At 68.7% G+C, this 22,770-nt stretch carries 21 protein-coding genes; 8 read left to right on the plus strand and 13 right to left on the minus strand.

All coding sequences use genetic code 11. The features are described from left to right. Positions 1-150: 150 nt before the first annotated feature. Positions 151-1,275 carry a DegT/DnrJ/EryC1/StrS family aminotransferase gene (locus tag L2U69_RS05585; RefSeq protein ID WP_236105586.1) on the plus strand — a complete coding sequence of 375 codons (1,125 nt, stop codon included), beginning with the start codon at positions 151-153 and terminating at the stop codon, positions 1,273-1,275. Positions 1,276-1,606: 331 nt separating this feature from the next. Here L2U69_RS05585 and L2U69_RS05590 read toward each other — a convergent pair whose 3' ends face one another. From L2U69_RS05590 to L2U69_RS05605, 4 genes are all read right to left on the minus strand, one after another. Continuing rightward, complete coding sequence (locus L2U69_RS05590; RefSeq protein ID WP_236105588.1) at positions 1,607-2,275, minus strand: response regulator; 669 nt, start codon at positions 2,273-2,275, stop codon at positions 1,607-1,609. Next, complete coding sequence (locus L2U69_RS05595) at positions 2,272-4,500, minus strand: sensor histidine kinase (RefSeq protein ID WP_236105590.1); 2,229 nt, start codon at positions 4,498-4,500, stop codon at positions 2,272-2,274. The genes L2U69_RS05590 and L2U69_RS05595 overlap by 4 nt, the downstream gene beginning before the upstream one ends. A 64-nt stretch (positions 4,501-4,564) precedes the next feature. Further along, positions 4,565-4,939, minus strand: coding sequence for a response regulator (locus L2U69_RS05600; protein ID WP_236105592.1), 375 nt, complete (start codon positions 4,937-4,939; stop codon positions 4,565-4,567). A 124-nt stretch (positions 4,940-5,063) separates the two neighbouring features. Further along, positions 5,064-5,468: a DUF6362 family protein gene (locus L2U69_RS05605; protein ID WP_236105594.1), complete on the minus strand. Its 405-nt coding sequence runs from the start codon at positions 5,466-5,468 to the stop codon at positions 5,064-5,066. Positions 5,469-5,606: 138 nt separating this feature from the next. Between L2U69_RS05605 and L2U69_RS05610 the strand changes: the two genes are divergently transcribed. Both L2U69_RS05610 and L2U69_RS05615 read left to right on the plus strand, forming a co-directional pair. Continuing rightward, positions 5,607-6,266 carry an XRE family transcriptional regulator gene (locus L2U69_RS05610; RefSeq protein WP_236105596.1) on the plus strand — a complete coding sequence of 220 codons (660 nt, stop codon included), beginning with the start codon at positions 5,607-5,609 and terminating at the stop codon, positions 6,264-6,266. A gap of 68 nt (positions 6,267-6,334) precedes the next feature. Continuing rightward, positions 6,335-7,060, plus strand: coding sequence for a hypothetical protein (locus L2U69_RS05615; protein WP_236105599.1), 726 nt, complete (start codon positions 6,335-6,337; stop codon positions 7,058-7,060). Here L2U69_RS05615 and L2U69_RS05620 read toward each other — a convergent pair whose 3' ends face one another. The 4 genes from L2U69_RS05620 to L2U69_RS05635 form a co-directional block, all read right to left on the minus strand. Further along, positions 7,061-8,488: an aldehyde dehydrogenase family protein gene (locus L2U69_RS05620; RefSeq protein WP_236105601.1), complete on the minus strand. Its 1,428-nt coding sequence runs from the start codon at positions 8,486-8,488 to the stop codon at positions 7,061-7,063. It lies immediately after the preceding gene. 114 nt (positions 8,489-8,602) lie between these two features. Continuing rightward, positions 8,603-8,893, minus strand: coding sequence for a BrnA antitoxin family protein (locus L2U69_RS05625; RefSeq protein WP_236105603.1), 291 nt, complete (start codon positions 8,891-8,893; stop codon positions 8,603-8,605). 11 nt (positions 8,894-8,904) lie between these two features. Further along, the gene (locus L2U69_RS05630) at positions 8,905-9,156 is read right to left on the minus strand and encodes a BrnT family toxin (RefSeq protein ID WP_236105605.1); all 252 of its coding nucleotides are present in this window, start codon (positions 9,154-9,156) and stop codon (positions 8,905-8,907) included. Positions 9,157-9,275: 119 nt separating this feature from the next. Continuing rightward, positions 9,276-9,797 carry a GNAT family N-acetyltransferase gene (locus tag L2U69_RS05635; RefSeq protein ID WP_236105607.1) on the minus strand — a complete coding sequence of 174 codons (522 nt, stop codon included), beginning with the start codon at positions 9,795-9,797 and terminating at the stop codon, positions 9,276-9,278. Positions 9,798-10,138: 341 nt separating this feature from the next. Here L2U69_RS05635 and L2U69_RS05640 point away from each other — a divergent pair, with 341 nt between their 5' ends. After that, the gene (locus L2U69_RS05640; RefSeq protein ID WP_236105608.1) at positions 10,139-11,578 is read left to right on the plus strand and encodes an amidase; all 1,440 of its coding nucleotides are present in this window, start codon (positions 10,139-10,141) and stop codon (positions 11,576-11,578) included. Here L2U69_RS05640 and L2U69_RS05645 read toward each other — a convergent pair. From L2U69_RS05645 to L2U69_RS05665, 5 genes are all read right to left on the minus strand, one after another. After that, positions 11,575-12,810: a DUF445 domain-containing protein gene (locus L2U69_RS05645; protein ID WP_236105610.1), complete on the minus strand. Its 1,236-nt coding sequence runs from the start codon at positions 12,808-12,810 to the stop codon at positions 11,575-11,577. The two genes, L2U69_RS05640 and L2U69_RS05645, sit on opposite strands and share 4 nt — an antisense overlap. Before the next feature lie 132 nt (positions 12,811-12,942). After that, positions 12,943-13,818 (minus strand): dienelactone hydrolase family protein, encoded by an 876-nt coding sequence (locus tag L2U69_RS05650; protein WP_236105612.1) that lies wholly within the window; start codon positions 13,816-13,818, stop codon positions 12,943-12,945. After that, positions 13,815-14,768, minus strand: a complete 954-nt coding sequence (locus tag L2U69_RS05655; protein WP_236105614.1) for a 4-(cytidine 5'-diphospho)-2-C-methyl-D-erythritol kinase — start codon at positions 14,766-14,768, stop codon at positions 13,815-13,817. The genes L2U69_RS05650 and L2U69_RS05655 overlap by 4 nt, the downstream gene beginning before the upstream one ends. A 4-nt stretch (positions 14,769-14,772) precedes the next feature. Next, a complete protein-coding gene (locus L2U69_RS05660) occupies positions 14,773-16,578 on the minus strand; it encodes a tetratricopeptide repeat protein (protein ID WP_236105617.1) in 1,806 nt (601 codons plus the stop codon). A gap of 148 nt (positions 16,579-16,726) precedes the next feature. Then, the gene (locus L2U69_RS05665) at positions 16,727-18,376 is read right to left on the minus strand and encodes an electron transfer flavoprotein-ubiquinone oxidoreductase (protein WP_236105620.1); all 1,650 of its coding nucleotides are present in this window, start codon (positions 18,374-18,376) and stop codon (positions 16,727-16,729) included. Positions 18,377-18,479: 103 nt separating this feature from the next. Between L2U69_RS05665 and L2U69_RS05670 the strand changes: the two genes are divergently transcribed. The 4 genes from L2U69_RS05670 (at position 18,480) to L2U69_RS05685 (ending at position 22,761) form a co-directional block, all read left to right on the plus strand. Beyond that, positions 18,480-19,313 carry a uracil-DNA glycosylase gene (locus L2U69_RS05670; RefSeq protein ID WP_236105622.1) on the plus strand — a complete coding sequence of 278 codons (834 nt, stop codon included), beginning with the start codon at positions 18,480-18,482 and terminating at the stop codon, positions 19,311-19,313. Positions 19,314-19,413: 100 nt separating this feature from the next. Beyond that, complete coding sequence (locus L2U69_RS05675) at positions 19,414-21,279, plus strand: lytic transglycosylase domain-containing protein (RefSeq protein ID WP_236105624.1); 1,866 nt, start codon at positions 19,414-19,416, stop codon at positions 21,277-21,279. Beyond that, positions 21,269-21,787 (plus strand): molybdenum cofactor biosynthesis protein B, encoded by a 519-nt coding sequence (moaB, locus tag L2U69_RS05680; RefSeq protein ID WP_236105626.1) that lies wholly within the window; start codon positions 21,269-21,271, stop codon positions 21,785-21,787. Before L2U69_RS05675 ends, moaB begins: the two co-directional genes overlap by 11 nt. Before the next feature lie 56 nt (positions 21,788-21,843). Beyond that, positions 21,844-22,761 carry a phytanoyl-CoA dioxygenase family protein gene (locus L2U69_RS05685; RefSeq protein ID WP_236105635.1) on the plus strand — a complete coding sequence of 306 codons (918 nt, stop codon included), beginning with the start codon at positions 21,844-21,846 and terminating at the stop codon, positions 22,759-22,761. The last annotated feature ends 9 nt before the right edge of the window (positions 22,762-22,770 follow it).

Below are 22,770 nucleotides of genomic sequence, written 5' to 3' on the forward strand. Positions count from 1 at the left end.
CCCTCTTCCGTCATTCGCCGCCGGGGCGGCCGGTATGTGCCAGCACAACGTCATCGGTCTGCCATGCAAGGCTGGTGCTTGCGGGCGGCGCCGACATCGGCCAAACCACTTCGGGCATTCTATCCGCTTCGAGACTCGAAGGATGTGAACATGAGCACGGCGCCGATTCCCTTCATCGACCTGAAGACCCAGCGGGCGCGCCTCGGCGCCGCGGTCGACGAGGCCATCCTCAAGGTCGTCAATCACGGCGCCTACATCATGGGGCCCGAGGTCGCGGCGCTGGAACAGGATCTGGCGGACTTCTGCGGCGCCAAGCACGTGCTCTCCTGCGCCAACGGCACCGATGCGCTGGGCCTCGTCCTGATGGCCAAGGGGGTCGGGCCGGGCGACGCGGTCTTCGTGCCCGCCTTCACCTTCGTCGCGACGGCCGAGGTGGTGGCCTGGGTCGGGGCGACGCCAGTCTTCGTCGACGTGCGCGAGGACGATTTCAACATGGACCCGGCCCATCTGGCCGCCTCCATCCGCTGGGCCCGCGACAACGACCTGCGCCCCGTGGGCGTGATCCCCGTCGACCTGTTCGGCCAGCCCGCCGATTATCCCGCGATCATGCCGGTCGCCGAGGCGGAAGGGCTGTGGGTGATGTCCGACGCGGCGCAGAGCTTCGGCGCCAAGCTGAACAACCGCGCCGTCGGCACCTATGGCATCGCCACCTCGACCAGCTTCTTCCCGGCGAAGCCGCTCGGCTGCTATGGCGACGGCGGCGCCGTCTTCACCGACGACGACGATCTGATAGAGGTTCTGCGCTCGCTGCGCGTCCACGGCCAGGGCACGGACAAATACGAGAACGTCCGCATCGGCATCAACGGTCGCCTCGACACCATCCAGGCCGCCGTGCTGATCGAGAAACTGAAGATCTTCCCGGACGAGATCGAGGCGCGCGACCATGTCGCCCAGCGTTACAATGCGGGCCTCGCCGACGTCGCGACCGTGCCGCGCGTGCGTTCCGGCGCCACCAGCGTCTGGGCTCAATATACCCTGATCCTCGAGAACCGCGAGCGCGTGGCCGCCGCCTGCCGCGCCGCCAACATCCCGACCGCGATCTATTATCCGATTCCGCTGAGCCATCAGCAGGGTTACAAGCATTTCCCGACCGGGCCGGGCGGCGTGCCGGTGTCCGAGCGCCTGTCGGCCGGTGTCCTGAGCCTGCCCATGCATCCCTATCTGGCGCCCGAGGTCCAGGACCGCATCATCGAGGTCGTGCGCGCCGCCGTCTGAGACAATTCCGGCTTTCGGGAAAAATCCGCTTTCGGGAAAAATCCGCTTTAGGGGAAAATCCGCTTTAGGGGATAGCCCCGCCCCGACGGCCCTGGCCGCCCCCTGCGGCCAGTCCCGTCCGACACGGGGCATTGCATCGGAACGGGATTTCACCGTCTCGGGCACCGGACCGCGCTTTTCCGGGCCCCCCGGCACCGGAAGAGTATCGTCGCGGCGATGCCCTCGCCAGGCGAAAGGGCACGTCGAAGACGGCGCCTGCCGTCGGCCGGTACCATAATCCCGAGGCCCCGGGCGTCCTATCCCCGGAACAGGGGGATGACCCGGGAAGGTCTCAGACCAGGCCGCGCTTCGCGGCTTCCAGCGCCGCCTCGGCACGCGACGAGACATGTAGCTTGCGATAGAGCGTCTTCACGTAGCCGGCCACCGTATGGACCGTGAGACCCAGCACTTCCGCCGCCTCGGCGACGCGCAGGCCCCGGCCGATCAGCTGCAGCACGTCGATCTCGCGCGGGGTCAGGGTGATCCCGTCCGGCTGCGGCGCATCGGCGCCCTGCCCCCTGAAATGGCCGAGCATGCGCCGGGCGATGGAAGGCGACAGCGGCGGTTCCCCGTCATCGATGCGGCGAAGAAAGCGGCCGATCTGGTCGAGGTCGCGGTCCTTCAGCAGATAGCCCTGGGCGCCGGCGCCCAGGGCCTCGAACAGATGGCCGTCGTCCTCGAAGATCGTGGCGACGATGGCGATCGCCCGCGGCCGTTCGGCGGCGAGAAGGCGGATGATGTCGATGCCGCTGCCGTCGGGCAGGGCAAGGTCGACCAGGGCGATCGCCGCCCGCTCCGGCGGCAGTTCGGCCATGATCCAGGCCCGGGCGCCCGCGACATCCGCGAAGGCATGAACCTCGATCCCGGGAAACGTTTCCCGCAGCGCCGCGACGAGGGCGGCACGGGTCCCGGGCAGGTCCTCCACCACGAAGGCCAGCCGCTGTTCGGCGGACCCGCTCACGATCGCGCCACCGGCCGCAGGGGCATCTCGAAGGCGACGACGAAGCCTCGCTCGACCGGCGGATAATGCACCCGGCCGCCGACCTGCCCGACCCGCTCCTCGATGTTGCGAAGGCCGTTGCCGCCGCCGATGGGCCCGCTGACGCCGACGCCGTCGTCCGCGACGGAAACCTCGAGCCGGCCGTCGACGACGGAGACGCCAATCGACACGCGGCACGCGCCGGCGTGCCGGATGACGTTGCTCACCGCTTCCCGGAGGGCCGAGACGAAGTGCCGGTGAACCCGGTGGTCGACGGTCTCGGCGTCCAGGCGGCCGTCGATCGCCAGCGGCCAGTCGAGGGCGAGACCCGCCGCCGCCAGCCGCTCCGCCGTCTCGTGCCGCAGATCGGCGACCACGGTCGCCAGCGGCTGGCGATCGCCGGCCAGGGCCCGGGCGATGGACCGGACGTCCGAAATCGCGTCGCGCAACAGCTTGCGCATGCCGTCGGCATCCGGCTGCTGCAGGGCCGAGAGCAGGCGCGCCCCGACATCGTCGTGGAGATCGCGGGATATCCGGCGCCGTTCCTCGAGCGCGCCGCGTTCATGGGCGTCGCGGCTCGCGTCGGCATGGCTCATGAACTGCGACAATTGCCGCGCGAGACCGAGGTCGCTCGGCGAGAACAGGGCGCGGCCGGCGTGGGGATAGCGCAGCACATAGGCGGGCGCGTCCGCCGTCGCCGGCAGGCGCAGGGCCCCCCCCTCCTCCACCAGGCGGGCGCGGGTCACCGGCACGCCGGCCGGCGCGATCTCGAGGGGATCGAACAATTCCCGCAGCAGGCTTTGCCAGCGCGCCGCGCGCTCGGCGGCCGAGGGATCGAAGGCGACGCCGACCACGGCCCGGAAGAGATCGGATTCCGCCATGCGCGGGCGGCCCGCCGTGCGCCGCCAGATCGCGTCGCGAAACGGTAGGTAGGCGAAGCAGACGGCGATCAGCGCGAGCCCCATCGCGGGCTTCGGCTCGAGATCGACGACATAGAGGAAGGCGGCGTCGAGCAGCAGCAGGGCGACGGAGGCGCCTGCGAAATAGAGCACCCTGAACGACCATTCGCCGGTCGCGAACAGGCGATAGCGCCGAAGCCCGAGCGCCAGCCCGACATAGATCAGCAGGAAGAAGCCGAAGGCGTAGCCCTGGGACATCGGCGGCTCCACCCCCGCCAGCAGCGGCGCGGCGATGATCAGGATGAAGGCGCCGGCGCCGATGGTGATGGTGAGGCCGAGCCAGCGCAGCGCCGCCCGATCGGCGGCGGCGCGTCGCGTGGCCCACCATTGGATCGCCACGCAGCACAGGATCAGGCCCATCTCGATCGCCATCGGCAGATAGCGCGCGGTGTTCTGATTGTCGATCAGGCGCAGCCGTTCCGACGCCACGGCGAGAATGATCAGCAGCGGCACCCAGGCGAGCGCCGGCGCCGAAACGAGGCGTCTTGGAAAGCGAAGAAAAAGCGCGATCGCCGCCCCGCCGAAGCCGAGGGCGCCGAGGAAATTGAACAGCGACAGGGTCTGGAACAGGCCCGCGGGCAGCGCCAGCTCCCGCGTGCTGTAGATGGCCGCGGCATGGGCGGAGAGCACCATGGCGAAACCGCTGGCGAAGAAGATGCGCGGCGCCGCGTCGCGCGGGCGAACGGCGAAGATCCAGCCGGAGATCAGCAGGGCGGCGACGCCGGTCACGAACTGGATCCAGAAATCGGCGGGCAGCGAGGACAAGGGCCGGCTGCGCGCCGGCGTCACCACGACGGTCGAACCGTCGCCGAGTTCGATTCCCACCCGGTCCGCCGCCAGAATCCGCGCCAACCGGTCCTGACGGGCCATGAAGGTGTCGAAATCGTCGTAGGATTCGAAGAAGTCCGGTTCCTGGATCAGGTCCGTCTCGACCGGCACCACGAAGAGACCGGCTTCCGGCACGAAGAGGCGCGTCACCTCGGCCCCGGCCGGAACAGCGTCCGGCCCGCCGTCGGCGATGGCCCGCACCATCACCGTGCCGCCCTCGCCGATCCCGAAGGAAAGGCCGAGCCAATGCCGGTTGGTGGCCGTCATCAGGGTGGCGATCATGACGAGCGCGCAGACGAGGATGACGCCGGCCATGAGGCTGGCGGGCGCGTGAGCCTCGCGCGGGCTGGCGTCGCCGGCGGGGGCTTCGGTCGGTTGCAGGTCGCCGGCGCGCTCGGCCGGCACGGTGCTGAACTTCATGCCACCGTCTTACCGCGAAATGCGGCCGACCGGCAGTCTACTATCGACGGATCGTCGGGGGTTATCACGCCGCGAGGGCGTCGCGTACCGTCGCCACCAATTCCTCGGAGGCGACGGGCTTGCCGAGCACGTGACGGGTCAGCGGCCGCAGCTCCGCCATGGCCTGGCCGGCATTGGCGCTGACCACCACGACCGGCACGCCCAGCGATTCGACCAGATGGCGGGTCGCGGTGACACCGTCCAGATCGCCCTTGAGGCGGATGTCCATGAGCGCCAGATCCGGGCGTTCGGCCTCGGCGAGCCGCATGGCCGACAGCGCGTCGTCAACCGGCCCGATCACCTCGAAGCCGGCGTCGGTCAGCACGGCATCGAGGTAGAAGGCGATGAACGCCTCGTCCTCGACCACCAATATCCGCCGCATCGTCTCTTGCCTGCTCATCTCGAAGCCCATCCGTCGCCGCCCGTTCACCGCCGTGTTTCCACGTCACCCGGAAGTCGAATGCGGGCCGGGCGCCGTTGTTCCCCGCGGCTCGCGCCCGCCCCCCATGTGTTGCATGCAAGCCTCACATCGGTGGCGGCGCGGGCGCTTCGGCGCCGCCCGTGGCCCCGCGATTGAGATGGCCGGCGATGATCCGCAGCGCCGCCGCATGGCGATTCGCCACCGTATTGCGGTGGCAGCCGATCAGGCGCGCCAGGCGGGCGACGGAAACCCCGCTGGCGAGCGCCCAGGCGATCCGGCGCTGCGGCTCGCTGAGAAGGCCGAGCCAGCCGATCGTCGTCTCCAGCCGGTCGATGGCGCCGGGGCTGGGCGGGCCGAGGCGAACGGAAGGGCCGGCGGCGGCATAGGCGGTGGCGGCATCGCGCACCACGTCCGGCCAGGCGGAGCGCAGGCCGAGGCGGAATCGCGCCTCCCCGTCCGGCAGGCGGCGCAACGTGTCGGCGGCTTCCCGGAGGCGATCCACAACCATTTCGTTCGTCCACATCGCCTTCCCTCCGTCATGCGATTATCGACGAAACGATACCACCGATAATGAACAAAACAAGAACATTTTGCCCAAATCGGGCAATTGATGTAAAGTCCGAGGATACATTCCGGGAGCAACACCGTGAACAATCGCTTGGCCGAATTGCGCCGGCACGCCGGCCTGACCCAGGACCAGCTGGCGGAACGCGCGGGTACCGGCCGCTCGCAGATCGTCAAGCTGGAGCGGGGGGAGCGGCGCCTCACCATCGACTGGATGCTGCGCCTTGCCGGCCCGCTCGGCTGCGATCCGAAGGACCTGCTGCCGGCCGATCCCGCATCGGTGGCGTCGGCGCCGACCTTGGCCGAAGTGGCGCCCCCCCTCCTGCCCTGGGCGCTGGGCCCCGGGGGCCAGCCGGCGCGCGACCTGCCGGTCTGCGGCGCCGCGCGGGGCGGCGCCAATGCCCTCTTCGTCGATCAGGGCCAGGCCCTCGAACATGTCTTCCGGCCGGCGCAGCTGACCGGCGTCGCCAATGCCTTCGCGGTCTATGCCGTGGGCGATTCCATGGAACCCAAGTTCCAGGCCGGCGACCTCCTGTTCATCAACCCGAACCTGCCGCCCGTGCGCGGCTGTTTCGTCGTGGTCGAGTTGGGCGATCACGAAGCCTATGTGAAACAGTTCCTGCGCCAGTCCGACCAGGATCTGTGGCTGAAGGAATTCACCCCCGAACCCCGCGAATTCGCCATCGAAACCGCGCGCGTGAAGGCGATCTACCGCGTCGTCGGCAGTTGGGAGGGGCGCTGAACGGCTTTCAGGTTGCGCGGTCGCCCCCACGCGATATCAATTCCCCGAAACACCTCGGGATTGAATTCATGAAACACCCGTTCGCCGTCCTCGTCGCCATCACCACGCTGCTCGCCGGCTGCGCCCCGACGCCGCCCTTACCGCCCGCGACCGTGTCCACCATTTCGACGATCGCCGTCGTCATCGCGCCGAAGAGCACGGTACGGGTATCCCATCGCGGGATCACGGTCTTCGGCAATGACGGCACCAGTTACGACGCGAAGGAATGGGGCATCGACGAGATGAAGGTCGCGGCGCTGCGCCGCAACCTAGAACCGCGCTTCAAGCTGGTGGTCATCCCCGCACCGGCAATCGACGAGGACGACATGCTGTCCGATTCCTACAGTGGCCGGGTCGAGTCGATCGTCGTCCCGGCCATGGCCGGCAGCGGTGTGAAGGCGGACGCCATTCTCTTTTTCAACCTCTATAAGTCCGTCGCATTCCCCGATATCGGATGGCAGTTCTCAGGCTGCGGCATCTACGACATCTCCCGTCCATTCGCCGACGAGTCCCTCGCAAGGGCCTATTGCGTCGGCGACATCCACATCATCGACCCTGTGACGATGAAAGATATGGCGAACGGTAGCCTGAGCGCCGGAGACGGCACCCATGCAGCCGTCGAGGTCATTTCAAATCTCGGTTTCGAGAGCGTTCACCTGACGCCCGGACAGATCGAGAAGGCCAAGGCTGCGATCGCCGCCGCCCTGGACCATTACGTCCCCATCGCCCTGCACAAGACCGGGCTCATCCCCTGATCAGGCGCCGTAGCCGACGATGCCCTTGATCTCCAGGAAGTCATGGATGCCCCAGTCGGCATATTCGCGGCCGTTGCCGGACTGTTTGTAGCCGCCGAAGGGAGCGTGCGTGTCCCAGTCCGGGTAGTTGATGTTCACCGTGCCGGCGCGCAGTTCGCGGGCGACGGCGCGGGCATGATCGAGATCGCCAGAGGCGACATAGGCGGCAAGGCCATAGACCGTGTCGTTGGCCATTTCGATCGCCTCGGCCTCGCTCTCATAGGGCAGGATCGAGAGCACGGGGCCGAAAATCTCCTCGCGCGAGATGGTCATGTCGTGGCGGACGTTGCCGAACACCGTCGGCTTCACGAAATAGCCCCGGTTCAGGCCGTCCGGCCGCCCCGTGCCGCCGGCCACCAGGGTCGCGCCCTCGTCGATGCCCGATTGGATCAGGCGCTGCACCTTGTCGAACTGGACCTGGGAGACCAGAGGGCCGAGCACCGTATCCTCCGCCAGCGGATCGCCCACCTTGTGGGTGAGCGCCGCCGCCCGGGCGATGATCATGGCGTCGTCGTGACGATCGGCCGGCACGAACATGCGGGTCGGCGCGTCGCAGGACTGGCCGGTATTGCCGAAACAGCCGGCGACGCCGGCGCTGACCGCCGCCTCGAAATCCGCGTCGGGCAGGATGATGTTGGCCGATTTTCCGCCCAGTTCCTGGGCGACGCGCTTCACGGTGACCGCCGCCGACTGGGCGACGATGATGCCGGCCCTGGTCGAGCCCGTGAAGGAGACCATGTCGACGCCCGGGTGTTCGGCGATCACCTGGCCGACGTCGGGCCCGGTGCCCTGGACCATGTTGAACACACCCGCCGGCACGCCCGCCTCATCCATGATCTCGGCGAAGATCGTGCCCGAGATCGGCGCGATCTCCGACGGTTTCAGGACCATGGTGCAGCCTGTGGCGATGGCCGGCGCCACCTTGCAGACGATCTGGTTGAGGGGCCAGTTCCAGGGTGTGATCATGCCGACCACGCCGATCGGCTCCATCACGATCCGGGTCGAGCCTCGGGGATATTCGAAGCTGAAATCCGCCAGCGCCGCGATCGTCGCCTCCAGATGCACGCGGCCGGCCCAGACTTGCGCTTCCCGCGCGAAGGAGAGCGGCGCGCCCATCTCTTCCATCACTGCCCGCGCCAGATCCTCCGACCGCGCATTGTAGACGTCGAGGATCCGTTTCAGGAGGGCGAGACGATCCGCCTGCGAGACCCTGGAAAACGCCGGGAACGCCGCCCGCGCCGCCGCCACCGCAAGGTCCACGTCCGCCGCCGCGCCCACCGAAATCCGCGTATAGACCTCTTCCGTCGCCGGATTGACGACGTCGAGCACCGCGGGCGCCACGGGATCGACGAAGGCGCCACCGATATAGAATTTCAGGTGATTGGACATGACGGGTTCCTTACGCGACGGGCCGGAAAAGGCGCATCAGCTTCCGCCCGTTGCGATGGGGATTCAAGATACGGCTTGGCCGAACATCGGTCGCGGCGACCTCGGCGCGGCTCCTTATTTCAGACCCGCGACCTTCTTCAACGCTTCGTCGATCCGGCGCTGCCAGCCCGGCCCATCCGCCTTGAAGTGATCGAGCACGTCTTGCGACAGGCGTATGGTGGTCTGCACTTTGGGCCGGTCCGATTTCGGGCGCCCGGGCATGCGCTTGATGCTTTCCGCCAGGTCGGGGAAGACTTCGGCGAAAGAGCGGGCTTTGGCAATATCGGCCGCAGTCCATTCGGGATTGTCGCAGACATCGTCCCAATCCTGCTTGGTGAACCCGTGACCGGGCTCGAATTCGGTCATCCGCTTCTTAGTCATGACAGAAGCTTCCTTTCCTTCACGCTCGCCGGCCGCATGGAGATGATCGAGATCCCCTGGGCGCCGAGGCGCGCAAACACCACCGAAATCGTTCCATCCGCAAGCCGTCCGATCGCCATGAACCGGCCGTTCCGGGCTGGGCGAACAAGGGCAGTCTCGAAAAAGACGCCATCGACCAAAGCCTCGAAATCCAGGCCGTGCTTAGCGATATTGGCTTCCCTTTTTGCGTCGTCATAGGTGATGAGCACGCGATTTCACCGCCAGAGAGGAATTCTATCCGCAATAAAAATCGTAGCTACATAAATCATGGCGCCGGAAGCTCGCCCGGTAGGCCTGCATCGGTCGACAGGCCACGGTGCCCCCCCCCTCACGCGACGTCGCGGGATCGCCGCTCCACCGGCACCCATTTCTCGACCATGCCGGACAGATTGTCGACCGCGCCGGGAACCAGGGCCCGGGCGAGAAAGCGTTTGCGGTCCACCCAGCCGGGCAGGTCCAGCCGGCTGCAGGGTTCGCGCTTGAAGCCGAACTTCACGTAATAATCGTAGTCGCCCACCAGGATGACGATGCGGTGGCCGCGCCGCTGCGCCTCGGCCAGGCCGTGCCACATGAGGGCGGCGCCGATCCCTTCCGCCCGGCGGGTGGGATCGACCGCCAGGGGCCCCAGCAGGATCGCCTCCGTCGTGCCGCCGATCAGGATCGGCCAGAAACGCAGGGTGCCGACCAAGGTCTGGCGGTCATAGGCGACGAAGCTCAATTCGTCGATCGGCGGCACGTCCTCGCGGAACTTGTAGACGGTCTTGGCGAAGCGCTCGGCACCGAAGGCGGTGTCGATCAGGGTTTCGATGGCGGGGCCGTCTTCCGGCCGTTCCTGCATCAGGGTGGTCATGGCTGTCGTCTTCTGGTGTCTGGCGGGATCGGGGGTGGCGAACCGCGGCCGTCGGGGGCGCCGGGGCCCCGCCCCTCACCCGCGAACGAACGGACGCGACTTCGCTATCCGGCACGGGGTGCCGGGCGAAATCGGGCGTCGTCGTCGCAAGCAGACTTCAGTCATGACACAGACCTATCACATCGAAGGCGCCGGCCCAATGGCGATCGCAGGCGGAACGGACCGGCGGGCAGCGGGCATTGCCTGAGGGCAACACATCGGCCAAGCTTCGGTTCCCGCCGTCGGCGACATCGGACCGCGACGCGACCAGAAGCCGGCAACGGCCCATCAGGGGAGAAAACATGATCAGTGTCGAGGATTACGCCGCGCAGGATGCGCTCGGTCTTGCCCGGCTCGTCGCCGAGGGCGAGGTGACGCCGGGACAATTGCTGGAACGCGCGCTGGAACGGGTGAACAGCCTCAACCCCGCCATCAATGCCGTCACCCAGCTGAACGAGCGCGACGCAAGGCGCCAGATCGAGCGCGGCCTGCCCCAGGGCCCCTTCACCGGCGTGCCCATGCTGATCAAGGACATGAACGCCCATGTCGCCGGCTGGCCCCTGACCAACGGCAGCCGGCTCTACGAGGGTTTCGTCTGCGATCACGACAGCGTGCTGATCGAACGCTATCGCCAGGCCGGCTTCGTGCTCTTCGGGCGCACCACCTCGCCCGAACTGGGCCTGACCTCGACCACCGAGAACCGGCTGACCGGCCAGACCCGCAATCCCTATGATCCCGAACGGACCTCCGGCGGCTCGTCGGGTGGGGCGGCGGCGGCCGTCGCGGCCGGCATCATCCCGCTCGCCCATGCCTCGGACGGGGGCGGTTCCATCCGCATTCCGGCCGCCTGCTGCGGCTTGTTCGGCCTGAAGCCCAGCCGCGCCCGCATCTCCATGGCGCCCGACGCGGCCGAGGGCTGGGGCGGCATGTCGACGGTCCATGCCGTCGCCCGCACGGTCCGCGATTCCGCCGCCCTGCTCGATGCGACCGCCGCCCCGGTGGCCGGCGATCCCTATGCCGCGCCGGCGCCGAGCCGGCCCTTTCTGTCGGAAGTGGGTGCCCCGGTGGAGAGGCTGCGCATCGCCCTCTGCCTCGAGGCGGCGAACCCGACGGCGCTGGGTGCCCCCGCCCTCGACGCCATCGCCGAGACCCGCGCCCTCCTCGCCGATCTCGGCCACGAGGTGGTGGAGGTCGAAGCCCTGCCGCTCGACGGTCCGGCGCTCGCCGCCGCCCAGCAGGCGGTGATCGGCGCCAATGTCGCCCGCGTGGTCGACCAGCGTCTCGCCGTCCTCGGCCGGGATGCGGCCGGCGACCTGATCGAGACCGTGACCGCCATGCTGGCGGACGGCGGCCGCGGCCTGCCCGCGCCGCTCTATCTCGACGGGCTGGCGGCGGTCCATGGCGCCGGCCGGGCCATGGCCCGCTTCCTCGACGACGGCGGCTTCGACCTGCTGCTGACGCCGATACTGCCCGACAGCCCGCCGCCCCTCGGCACCCTGTCCCTGTCGCCGGACGACATCGCCGACTATATCGCGGCGATCCGGCGCTATACCGCCTTCACCGGCCTGCAGAACATGACCGGCCAGCCGGCCATGTCGGTGCCCATGGGCCTCGACGCCCTGGGCCTGCCGCGCGCCGTGCAGTTCACCGCCCGCTTCGGCGACGAAGCCCGCCTGTTCCGCCTCGCGGCGCAGCTCGAGACGGCGGCGCCCTGGGCCGGGCTTCGGCCGCCGGCGGCCTAGGAAAAGCCCAGGAGCAATTGCAGCGTGCCGGCCGCGAGGCCGGTGACGGCGCCCAGCACCAGGAGGATCCATTCGTCCTCCTGGAAGGCGGGGCGCAACATGTCCTGGAATTCCTCGGTCGGCAGGGCGCGGATCTTTTCCGCCAGCCGGGCCTGAAGCACCTTGGCGCGGTCCTTGTTGAAGCGTTCGTCCTCCATGGGATCGAGGGCGAAATCGGCCGATTTGTCGGCCACCGTGTCGCGCATCGCCGCGAACCCCTCGGTGCCGAGGGTGATCTGCATGGTGGCGCGGGTGACCGGGGATTCGAGGATCGGCATCAGGCGCCGCTTCACGATGCTGCGGGTACGGCTGGAATATTTGCCGGTGATGATCTCGCGCGTGATGCGGCCGATGGTCAGGAGTTCGTTGGCCGAAAGCTCGGCGAATTTCTCGGCGACCTCGTCCTGGCGCTTCAGGAACACGCCCTGGATCCGGAACGGCCCGACCTTCACCGGATGCAGCGGCCGGAACACCATGGCGAGGGCGATCCAGTTGGTCAGCAGGCCGAGGGTGGCGGCATAGGCCGGCAGCAGCCAATGGGCCGGAACGAAATAGAACAGGATCATCTGGAGGAAGCCGAAACCGAGACCGATCCAGAAGCTGATGTCGACGATGAACTTGAATTCCTTGTGGCCGACCTCCTGGAACATGCGCACCATCAGGGCGCGGTCGCCGGCCATCTGGCGCACCACCATCTCCCTGATGTCGACCAGATTGTCGACGTCGGCCATGATCTCCATCATCATTTCGAGCATGACGTCGGGCAGGCGGCTGCGGATGTGGTCGTAGACCCGGCGGCGCACGCCACGCGGCAGGTTCTGCCAGAAGACGCGGTTGCGCTCCTCCATCACCTCGTCGACGATTTCCTCGATCCGGCGCTCGATCGCATTGGCGACATAGGCGGCGATCAGCTCGGGGTTCATCTCGTTCAGGAAGTCGCCGACGGTGCCGAGCTTGGTCAGGGTCTTGTCGACCACGATGCCCGCCATCTTCTCGGCCTTGCGCGGGATGATGCCCTGCCAGCCGAGCCAGAGCGGGCGATAGCCGAGAAATTCGATCGGATAGAACACCATCTGGATCGCCATCCAGACATGGCCCCAGGTGACGATGGCGGCGACGATGGGAATGGAGACGATACCCCAGAAATCCGGGTGCGCGTGGAGCGTCCGGAGACCGGCCACCAGTTCGTCCATGAATGTTCCCCTCTCCCCCCAGCCGTCAGGCTCTTCTTACCCTTACCGTGTTTTTTCCGGAGGCTAGGGGCTTCGATGGCCGCTCACAAGCGGCCGGATGCCCCGATCCGGGAAATTCTCGAAACCGCCCCGTCAGGGATAGAGGTGAGGTTTTCGCCACAGGCCGAGGAAACTGAGGATCGCGCGGCGCCCGGCGTCACTGTTCAGCACGGCATGGCCGTCCTCGGGCGGCAGCACCAGGGAACGGGCGTTGGGGCGCCCCGTCATATAGGCGCCGCAGTCACCGCTCTGGCCGACCGCGGCCGGGCCGGAATACCAGGGATCGCCGCGGGAGACGATGCTGAGCACGGGTTCGCGCGGTGCCGAGGCGAGGCCGGCGACGATGGGCGCGCCATGACAGGTCCAGGCCGCGATGATCCGCCCCCGGAAGGCGTCGCCGCGAAAGAGCGCCGCCGTCACGCCGCCCTCGCTGCCGCCCATCACGAACAGATCCTCGGGGTCGATCCAGGGGATCAGGCGGATGTTGTGGAGCGCGAAGGAAAGCTCGGTCGTCCGGAAGTCGTAGACGAATTGGTTGAGGCCGCCCCGGCCGGTCGCCGGGTCGCATTGCAGGGGCCGGAACACCCGCGCCATGGAATTCGGCGCGATCACCATATAACCCGCCGCCGCCAGATAGCGGAGCACGGCGGTATCGCCGATCCCGGTGCAGCCGTGCAGATAGATGATCGTGGTCGGCGGCCGCGCGTAACGCGGCGGATCATCCAGCACCTCCACCATGTGGCGCATGGTGACGGCGCCGTCCACCGTCGCCGGCGGCAGCACCACCAGCGCCTCGTACCATGTGCGTTCGATGTCGGAAAGGCTGCGCAAGTCGATCTTGCCGGGTTTGCCGCGTGAACTGCTGCACGCCGCGAGGACGAGCGCGACCAGGATGACCGCGGCGCCGCGCAGCACGGCGTCCCACCCGGCCGGATGTCCGCGCATCGCCCCGGCGCCCTGCCCGCTCATGCAGCGCCCCTTCCCGCCGCGCCCCTTCCCGCCGCGACGGGGCCCGCCACGCAGGGTTCCGCGGCGCCGGGCGGGCGCGCCAGCCCGCCGCCCGCGACCCACCAGCCGGGATGGGAGACGCGCAGCGTCTCGGCGGCGGCGGACGCGGTCGCGGCATCGGCGCAAAGGCCGAAACAGGTCGCCCCGGAACCGCTCATCCGGGCGAGCAACACGCCGGGACACGCCGAAAGCGCCGTCAGAACGCCGGCGATCGTCGGGCAGGCGGCGATCGCCGGCGCTTCCAGATCATTGCGCCGCCGGCCCAGGGCCGCCACCAGTTCGGTTACCGTCGCCGGCGTGCCCTCCAGCCGGTCGGCGGGACCGAACCGGCCGCCCAGGCCCTGGAACACCGCCGGTGTCGAAAGCGCCACGCCGGGATTGGCCAGCACGATGCCGATCGCGGGCAGGCTTCCGGCAAGCGGGCTCAGACTTTCGCCGATCCCGGCCATCAGGGCCGGACGCCCGGCCAGGCAGACTGGCACGTCGGCGCCGAGCGACGCAGCCAGGGCGGCCAGGGCGGCGGGCGACGGCGCCCTGCCCCAAAGGCGGGTCAGGGCGCGGAGCGTGGCCGCCGCATCGGCGGAGCCGCCGCCGATGCCCGAGGCCACCGGCAGGGTCTTTTCGAGGGTGAGCACGGCACCGAGACCGGGGTCCCCGAGCGCATGGCGCAGGGCCCGCGCCGCGCGCAGGACCAGATTGTCCTCGGCGGCGCCGTCGAGGGCGCCGGCGGCGGGCCCCGTCACCTCGAGGGAGAGCGTGCCGGCGGGTGCCGAGCGGGCGGTCACGCGGTCGCCGACCTCGGCGAAGACGACCAGGGATTCCAGCAGATGATAGCCATCGGCGCGCCGGCCGGTCACGTGAAGGTAGAGGTTCACCTTGGCCGGCGCCTGCTCGACGACGATGCTCGTCACGGCCTCAGTCGCTCCCGGGGACGAGGTTTTCCGGCGGCAGGCCCTTTTCGAGCTTGGCCTCGATACGGTCCTGCTGCTCGGGATCCGGCTTGAGCGCCAGCGCCGTCCGCCACTGGAATTCCGCCTCGCGCCGGCGCCCGACCGCCCAATAGGCGTCGCCCAGGTGGTCGTTGATGGTCGGATCGCCCGGCTTCAGCTCGATCGCCTTCTCGAGTTCGACCACCGCCTCCTCGAAGCGTCCCTGGCGGAAATAGACCCAGCCCAGGCTGTCGACGATGTAACCGTCCTGGGGCCGGTCGTCGACCGCCTTCCTCAGCATGGCCTCGGCCTTGGCGAGATGGCGGCCCTGCTCCACCCAGGAATAGGCGAGATAATTGAGCACGGCGGGCTGGTCCGGCCGCAGTTCCAGGGCGCGCTGGAGATCGGCTTCCGCCGCCTCCCACCGCTTCAGACGTTCGTTACAGATCCCGCGCGAGAAATAGAGGCTCCAGTGGCTGGCCGCCGTGGCCTCGCCGCGTTCGGCGATGGCTTCGATGGCGGCGTCATAGGCGGCCACGGCCTCTTCGAAACGCTCGCCCTGGCGCAGGATGTCGCCCTTGGCGGCCATCGCCTCGACCCTGGCGTCCCTGCCTTTGGCGGCGCGGGCGTCCAGAAGCGCGAGGGCGTCGTCGGTCCGCTCCATGTCCGCCAGCAGGAGGGCGCGGCGCACGTCCGCCACCGGGCGCAGCGGCGAATCTTCCGACAGCGCGCGGAAGAGTTCGGCCGCCGACACCTGGTCGCCGACGTCGTCGAAGGTATCGGCCAGCAGGACCTGGGCTTCCGGGAATTCGGGACGCGCCATGAGCGCGAGACGCAGATAGACCAGCATCGGCTCGTTCGCGCCTTCCTGGGCCAGAAGGCTGGCGATGCCGAACATGGCTTCGGCCACGCCCTCGGCCGGCGTGCCGACCGGCATGGGCGCGCGCTCGCCCCGGTCGAGCCGCTCGAGGGTGGCGGCGACGATCCTGTTGTTGCCATCCGCCAGCGCCGCCTTGTAGAGGGCGCGGGCGGCGGCATCCTGGCCCAGGCTCTCGAACAGGGCGCCTTCGGCCAGGATCGCGCGCATCCAGCCGCCGTTCATCGACTGGCGCAAGGCCGCGAAAGCCTCGACCGCGAGGCTCGCTTCGTGGGAAGCGGCCGCGACCAGCGCCGTATGATAGAGCCGCAACGGCCGCACGCCGCCATTGTCGCCGAGCCTGGCCAATGCCGCTATGGCACCATCGACGTCGCCGAGGCCCTGGAGCGCCCAGGCCGACATGATCGGCCCGACGATGTCGAGCGCCGAATTGGCCGGCAAGGCGGCGAGATGCTTCTTCGCCGCCTCGTAGCGCCCGGTGCGGATTTCGGAGATGACGACGATCAGCGGCGCGATCGGATCGTCGCGTTCCAGCCGGGCGATCACTTCGGCATGGGTGGTCGCGTCCAGGTAATTGCCCACCAGCAGGGCCGCCATCATGCTCTGGCGGCGCAGGTCGGTATTGCCCGGATCGAGACGCAGCACGTCCTCGTAGAAACGGTGCGACGCCATGGCGTCCTGGACGCCGCCCGCGTAGCGCGCCGAGAGATAGCCGCCGGCGACGGTGCGGACCTTGATGCCCCTCAATTCGTCGGCATGGCCGAGTGCCGGCGGTTGGGCCGCCACGGCGCAGGCGGCGACCATCAGGGCCCCGGCCGTGATGGCGGCGAAGCCGCGACCGAACCGCGACAGGGCGGCGGCGCGCGGAACCGGGAGAGAATCGGGCCGGAGGGCGCCCGTCGAACGGATAGTCATGGGCGCCAATCTAGAGCCGCGCCGCGCGGCCAACAACACTTGGATGCCCCGCGTCGTCTCGCGAAACGGGGGGATCCGAAAAAGAACCGGCGCCGCCCCGACAGGACGGCGCCGGCCTGGCGCTCGACGTCGACCCGGCGGGCCCGCGTCACATGTTCGGGTAGTTGGGGCCGCCGCCGCCTTCCGGCACCACCCAGTTGATGTTCTGAGTCGGATCCTTGATGTCGCAGGTCTTGCAGTGGACGCAGTTCTGCGCGTTGATCTGCAGGCGCGGCTCGCCCACGTCCTGGCCCACGATCTCATAGACGCCGGCCGGGCAGTAGCGCTGCTCCGGCGCGTCGTATTGCGCCAGGTTGATCGCGACCGGCACGCTCGGATCCTTGAGCGTCAGATGGACCGGCTGATCTTCCTCGTGGTTGGTGTTCGACAGGAACACCGAGGACAGGCGATCGAAGGTAATCTTGCCGTCGGGCTTCGGATATTCGATCTTCGGCGCGTCCTTGGCCTTCACCAGGCTGGTGTTGTCCGGGTGGTGCCCCAGCGTCCAGGGCAGCGGCATGCCGAGGTGGCTCATCCACATGTCGAAGCCGCCGTAGATCGTGCCGCGCACCGTGCCCCACTTCAGGGCCGGGCGCACGTTGCGCACCTTGAACAGTTCGTCATGGACCCAGGAGGTCGAGAACTTGTTGGCGTATTCGCTCAACTCGTCATGACCCTCGCGGCCGGCGTCGATCGCCTCGAAGGCGGCTTCGGCGGCCATCATGCCGGTCTTCATGGCATTGTGGCTGCCCTTGATGCGCGGCACGTTGACGAAGCCCGCCGAACAGCCGATGAGCACGCCGCCCGGGAAGGTCAGCTTGGGGATCGACTGATAGCCGCCCTCGTTGATGGCGCGGGCGCCGTAAGCGATGCGCTTGCCGCCCTCGAAGAACGGGCGAATGGCGTCATGGGTCTTGAAGCGCTGGAATTCCTCGAACGGCGAGAGATACGGGTTCCAGTAGTCGAGGGCGACGACATAGCCGACCGCGACCTGATTGTCCTCGAGGTGATAGAGGAAGGCACCGCCGGCGGTCTTCTTGTCCAGCGGCCAGCCCTGGGCGTGCAGGACCAGACCCTCGCGGTGCTTCTCGGGATCGATCTGCCACAGTTCCTTGATGCCGATGCCATAGGTCTGGGGCTGCTTGCCCTCGCGCAGGCCGTAATGCGCGATGATCTCCTTCGACAGGCTGCCGCGCACGCCTTCGGCGAAGAAGGTGTATTTGGCGTGCAGCTCGACGCCCGGGGTATAGGTGTCCTTGTGGCTGCCGTCGCGGGCGACGCCCATGTCGCCGGTGGCGACGCCCTTCACCGAGCCGTCCTCGTGATAGAGCACCTCGGCGGCGGCGAAGCCCGGATAGATCTCGACTCCCAGTTCCTCGGCCTGGGTCGCGAGCCAGCGGCAGACGTTGCCGAGGCTGACGATGTAGTTGCCCTCGTTGTGCATGAACGACGGCATCATGAAGCCCGGCAGGGTGATCGACTTCTTTTCGGTCAGGACCAGCCACTTGTCTTCGGTCACCGGCGTGTTCAGGGGCGCGCCGCGCTCCTGCCAATCCGGCAGCAGCTCGTTCAGCGCCTTCGGGTCGAGCACCGCGCCCGACAGGATGTGGGCGCCGACTTCCGAGCCCTTCTCGATGACGCAGACCGTATAGTCCTTGCCTTGCTCGGCGCAGAGCTGCTTGAACCTGATCGCCGCCGACAGGCCCGCCGGCCCCGCGCCGACGATGACCACGTCGAACTCCATCGCCTCGCGTTCCATGAAGTTCCTCCTAACCCCGCTGATCACAATATAAGTTGCTGGCCCGGCCTTTCGGCCCCGATGTGGTGAAGCGGGAACATAGCGTCAGTGGTATTGTCAATCCATGGATCAAATCACGGAATATGGCGCAATTCTCGAATGGTACCTCGCGGCCGGGGTCGACGAAGCCATCGGCGACGTCGCCGTCGACCGCTTCGAGAGTTCGCGCCGGCTGGCCGAACAGGCCGCCGCGAAAAACGCGCAAGTGCCTGTCGCCCCTACGTCATCGCCCGCTTTCGCGGCCCCCGTGGCGGCGCCGGGTCCGGGCGCTCGCGATCAGGAAAAAGAACGTGAAGTCAATTCGGCTTTGGTCGAAAATGCGCGTTCGATTGCCGCCGCCTGCGACGATATTGCCACGCTGGAAGCGGCGATTCGGGCCTTCGAGGGCTGCCCGCTGAAGGCCGGCGCCACCAATACGGTGATCGCGGATGGCGTGGCCGGGGCCGATCTGATGCTGATCGGCGAGGCCCCGGGGGCGGACGAGGACCGCCTGGGCCGCCCCTTCGTCGGCCGTGCCGGGCAATTGCTGGACCGCATGCTGGCCGCCATCGGCCGGGACCGGGCGCGCGACGCCTATATCGCCAACATCATCTTCTGGCGCCCGCCCGCCAACCGCAAGCCGGACCCGGTGGAGACCGCCACCTGCCTGCCCTTCGTCGAGCGCCTGATCGAACTGTCGAAACCGAAAGTGCTCGTCCTCCTCGGCGGCACGCCGGCGACCAGCCTGCTCGGCACCAACCAGGGCATCACCCGGCTGCGCGGGCACTGGCAGGACTGGAACGGCATTCCCGTGATGCCCACGCTGCATCCCGCCTATCTGCTGCGCCAGCCGCTCGCCAAGCGCGACTCCTGGCGCGATCTGCTCGCGGTGCGTCGGCGTCTGTCCGGCACGGATTGACACCGAGGTTTCGCCCCCTGCCGCAAGTCCCCGAATTGCTTGGAATTTAGACCTCACTGATCTAGGCTTCCGGCGGGCAAAAAGGGAATAGAGGGGGTTCATGTCGATCGAACGGCATCGTTCGACCGCCGACGCTGCGGTTCGTGCCCGGCCGGTGCCGGGCCGCGAGGCCGGATTCGGCCGTCGCGCCGGCCGCGTCGTCTCCGCCCTCGCCCTCGGTACCGCCGCCCTTCTCTGTTTCGCGCCCCATGCCGTCGCCGGCAATACCGCCGCCACGGCCGGCGTCGCCCAGGCCGACGGCGGACGTACGCTGCATGCCCTGTCGCGCGAGGATCTGCGCCATTATCGCGCGGCCTTCGCCGCCCAGGACCAGGGCGATTTCGCGGTGGCGGACCGGGAAATCGCGCAATTGACCGACTTCTCCCTGGTCGGCCATCTGATGCGCGAACGCTATCTCGACACCGAACGCTATCGCGCCTCGAAGCGGGAATTGGCCAATTGGCTCGCGGCCTACGACGACCTGCCCGGCCGCGACGAGATCGAGATGCTGGCCGCCCTCGGCAATCCGACCGGCGCGGGGGACGGTCGCGGCCTCTTCGTCAGTCCGGCCGCGGCGGCAACCACCTCCGCCTTCGCCGTCATGGCGGCCCCCCTGGACGCCATGCCGCTGGAGCCGCGCGGGCGGCCGAACGCCTATCGCGGCAGCCGCTCCGTCTCGCCTCGGATCGCCGCGGCGCTGCAGGCCAACAAGCCTGACAAGGCGATCAGCCTTCTCGAGGAGCCGCGCGTCGGCGGCCGCCTCGACGCGGTGGAGCGGGAATGGGCGCGCGACGAGATCGCCCGCCACCTCTACCGCCTGGGCGACGATCAGGCCGCCTACGAGATGGCGTCCGGCGTCGCCGACCGCTCCCGCGCCGAGATCCCCATGGCCGACTGGACCGCGGGCCTCGCCGCCTGGCGCCTGGGCGAGACGGCGCAGGCGGGCATCCATTTCGCCGCGCTGGCCGAATCCGAGAATGTCTCGGCCTGGGTCGTCTCCGCCGCCGCCTTCTGGGCCGCGCGCGCCGATCTGGTCGCCGGCCGGCCGGAGCGCGTGCTCGAACATCTGACCATCGCCGCCGATTATCCGAACACGTTCTACGGCCTGATGGCGACCCGCCTTCTCGGCCGCGACATCGCCGCGACGCCGCAACTCGACCAGATCGACGCCCGCAGCCTCAATGCGCTGGCCTTCGATCCGGCGGTGCAGCGGGCCGCCGGCCTCGCCGCCGTGGGCGAGATGGACCTCGCCTCCGCCGAACTCGGCATGCTGCGGAATTCCATGTCGCCGACCGAGACTTCCGGGATCGACGCCCTGGCGGTCCGCCTCGGCCTCGTCGATCCGGTCGGGCGCGGCGGGCGCTATCCGGTGCCGCCTTGGCGCCCCAGCCAGGGGCTGCGTATCGACCGCGCCCTCCTCTTCGCCTTCGCCAAGCAGGAATCCGGTTTCAACACCAGGGCGCGCAGCCCCGTCGGCGCCATCGGGCTGATGCAGTTGATGCCTTCGACCGCGCGCATCGTCGCCGACCGGCGCGGCATCGACCTCGGCCGCAAGCTGGAGCATCTGACCGACCCGGGCACCAACCTCAGCCTCGGCCAGGCCTATATCGAGATGCTGATGGCGAACGAAGGGGTGGGCAGCAACCTGTTCCTGGTCGCCGCCGCCTATAATGCCGGTCCGGGGGCCGCCATCGCCTGGCAGAAGACCGTCAAATACAACGGCGATCCCCTGCTCTTCATCGAAAGCATCCCGGCGGGCGAGACCCGTCTCTTCATCGAACGCATCCTGGCCAATTTCTGGATCTATCAGGCGCGCCTCGGCCAGACCCTGGAGACCCTGGACGCCGCCGCCGCCGGATCCTGGCCGATCTATGTCCCCCAGGACCGCGAGGCGATCCGGGTCAGCGAGAAGCGCAATGCCCGTTGACGAGAACCGGCCTTTTCGCCCGGTGCGCATCGCCGTCCTGACCATTTCCGACACCAGAACCCCGGCCGAGGACCGTTCGGGCGACACGCTGGTTCAGCGGCTGACCGAGGCGGGGCACGTGCTGGCGGCCCGCGACATCGTGACCGACGACCGCGCCCTGATCGAGGCGCGGCTGCGCGCCTTCGCCGCCGACCCGGCCGTCGAGGTGGTGATCACCACGGGCGGCACCGGCATCACGCGGCGCGACGTGACGCCGGAAGCCGTCCGCGCCGTCATCGACAAGGAGATCGAGGGCTTCGGGGAATTGTTCCGCTGGCTTTCCCACGCCAAGATCGGCACTTCCACCATCCAGTCCCGGGCGCTCGCCGGGATCGCCGGCACGACCCTGATCTTCGCCGTGCCCGGCTCCCCCTCCGCGTGCCGGGACGCCTGGGACGACATATTGAAGAGCCAGCTCGACAGCCGCTTCAGGCCCTGCAATTTCGTCGAGCTGATGGACAGGTTCTGATCCGCGCGCTTCATGCTAGGCTTCCCGCCCCGCAGCGAAGAGGACGTTCACGGCGCATGTGGTCGATACTGACGTCGACGAAGAGCTTCGAGGATCGCTGGATCGCCCATGCCGGCCTCAACGAGCGCGGCCTGCACGTCTGGCGCATGCGGACCGCCGCCCGCCTCGCGAGGCTGCGGGCCGCGCAATGGCGGGTGCCGGCCGATCCCGATACGCGGCGCCTGGCCGAGGACGGCTTCGTCGTCGTGCCCGATTTCCTGGCGCCGGACGATTTCGCCGCCGTCGCCCGCGAAGCACGCGCCGCCGTCGCCCGGAGCGAGGCGGAAACCCCGATCGAGAGCAACGAGGTCCGGGGCTTCTGCCCGCGCAAGACGGCGTCCTGGGGTTTCGACCGTTTCGACGGCGGCACCCTGAACCGCTTCGTCAGGATCGCACGGCAGGACTCGCCCGCGCTCCATGCCTTCGCCCGCAACCGCCGCCTCTCCGCCCTGACCCGGGCCCATCTGGGGGCACGCATTCCGCCCTCGGCGGTCAGCCTCTATCTGACCGTCAACGGCGACGAGGCGCGGAACCCGGACGACCAGCGCGTCCTGCACCGCGACACCTTCTTCAGCACCATCAAGTTCTGGTATTTCATCGACCCGGTCGGGCCGGACGACGGCCCCTTCGTCTTCGTGCCGCGCAGCCACCGGCTCACCCCCGAACGCCTGGCCTGGGAACAGATGCGGGCGCTGCGCGCCAGCGCCGCCAGCAAGCACGGCATCATCGGCACCGAAGGCGCCTTCCGCATCGATGAGACGGAACTGGCGTCGATGAAGCTGGGCGCGCCCCTGCCCGTCACCGTGCCCGGCAATGCCCTGGTGATGGCCGATACGCTGGGGTTCCATCGCCGGGGCGATTCCGTGCCCGGCACGAGGCGCCTGGCTCTTTACGGCAGTGTCCGGCCCTGGCCCTTCGGGCCCGTGGGGCGCTGACGCCGGCAC

Origin of the sequence: Zavarzinia marina (genome assembly GCF_021568905.1) — a bacterium.
Lineage (GTDB): Bacteria > Pseudomonadota > Alphaproteobacteria > Zavarziniales > Zavarziniaceae > Zavarzinia > Zavarzinia marina.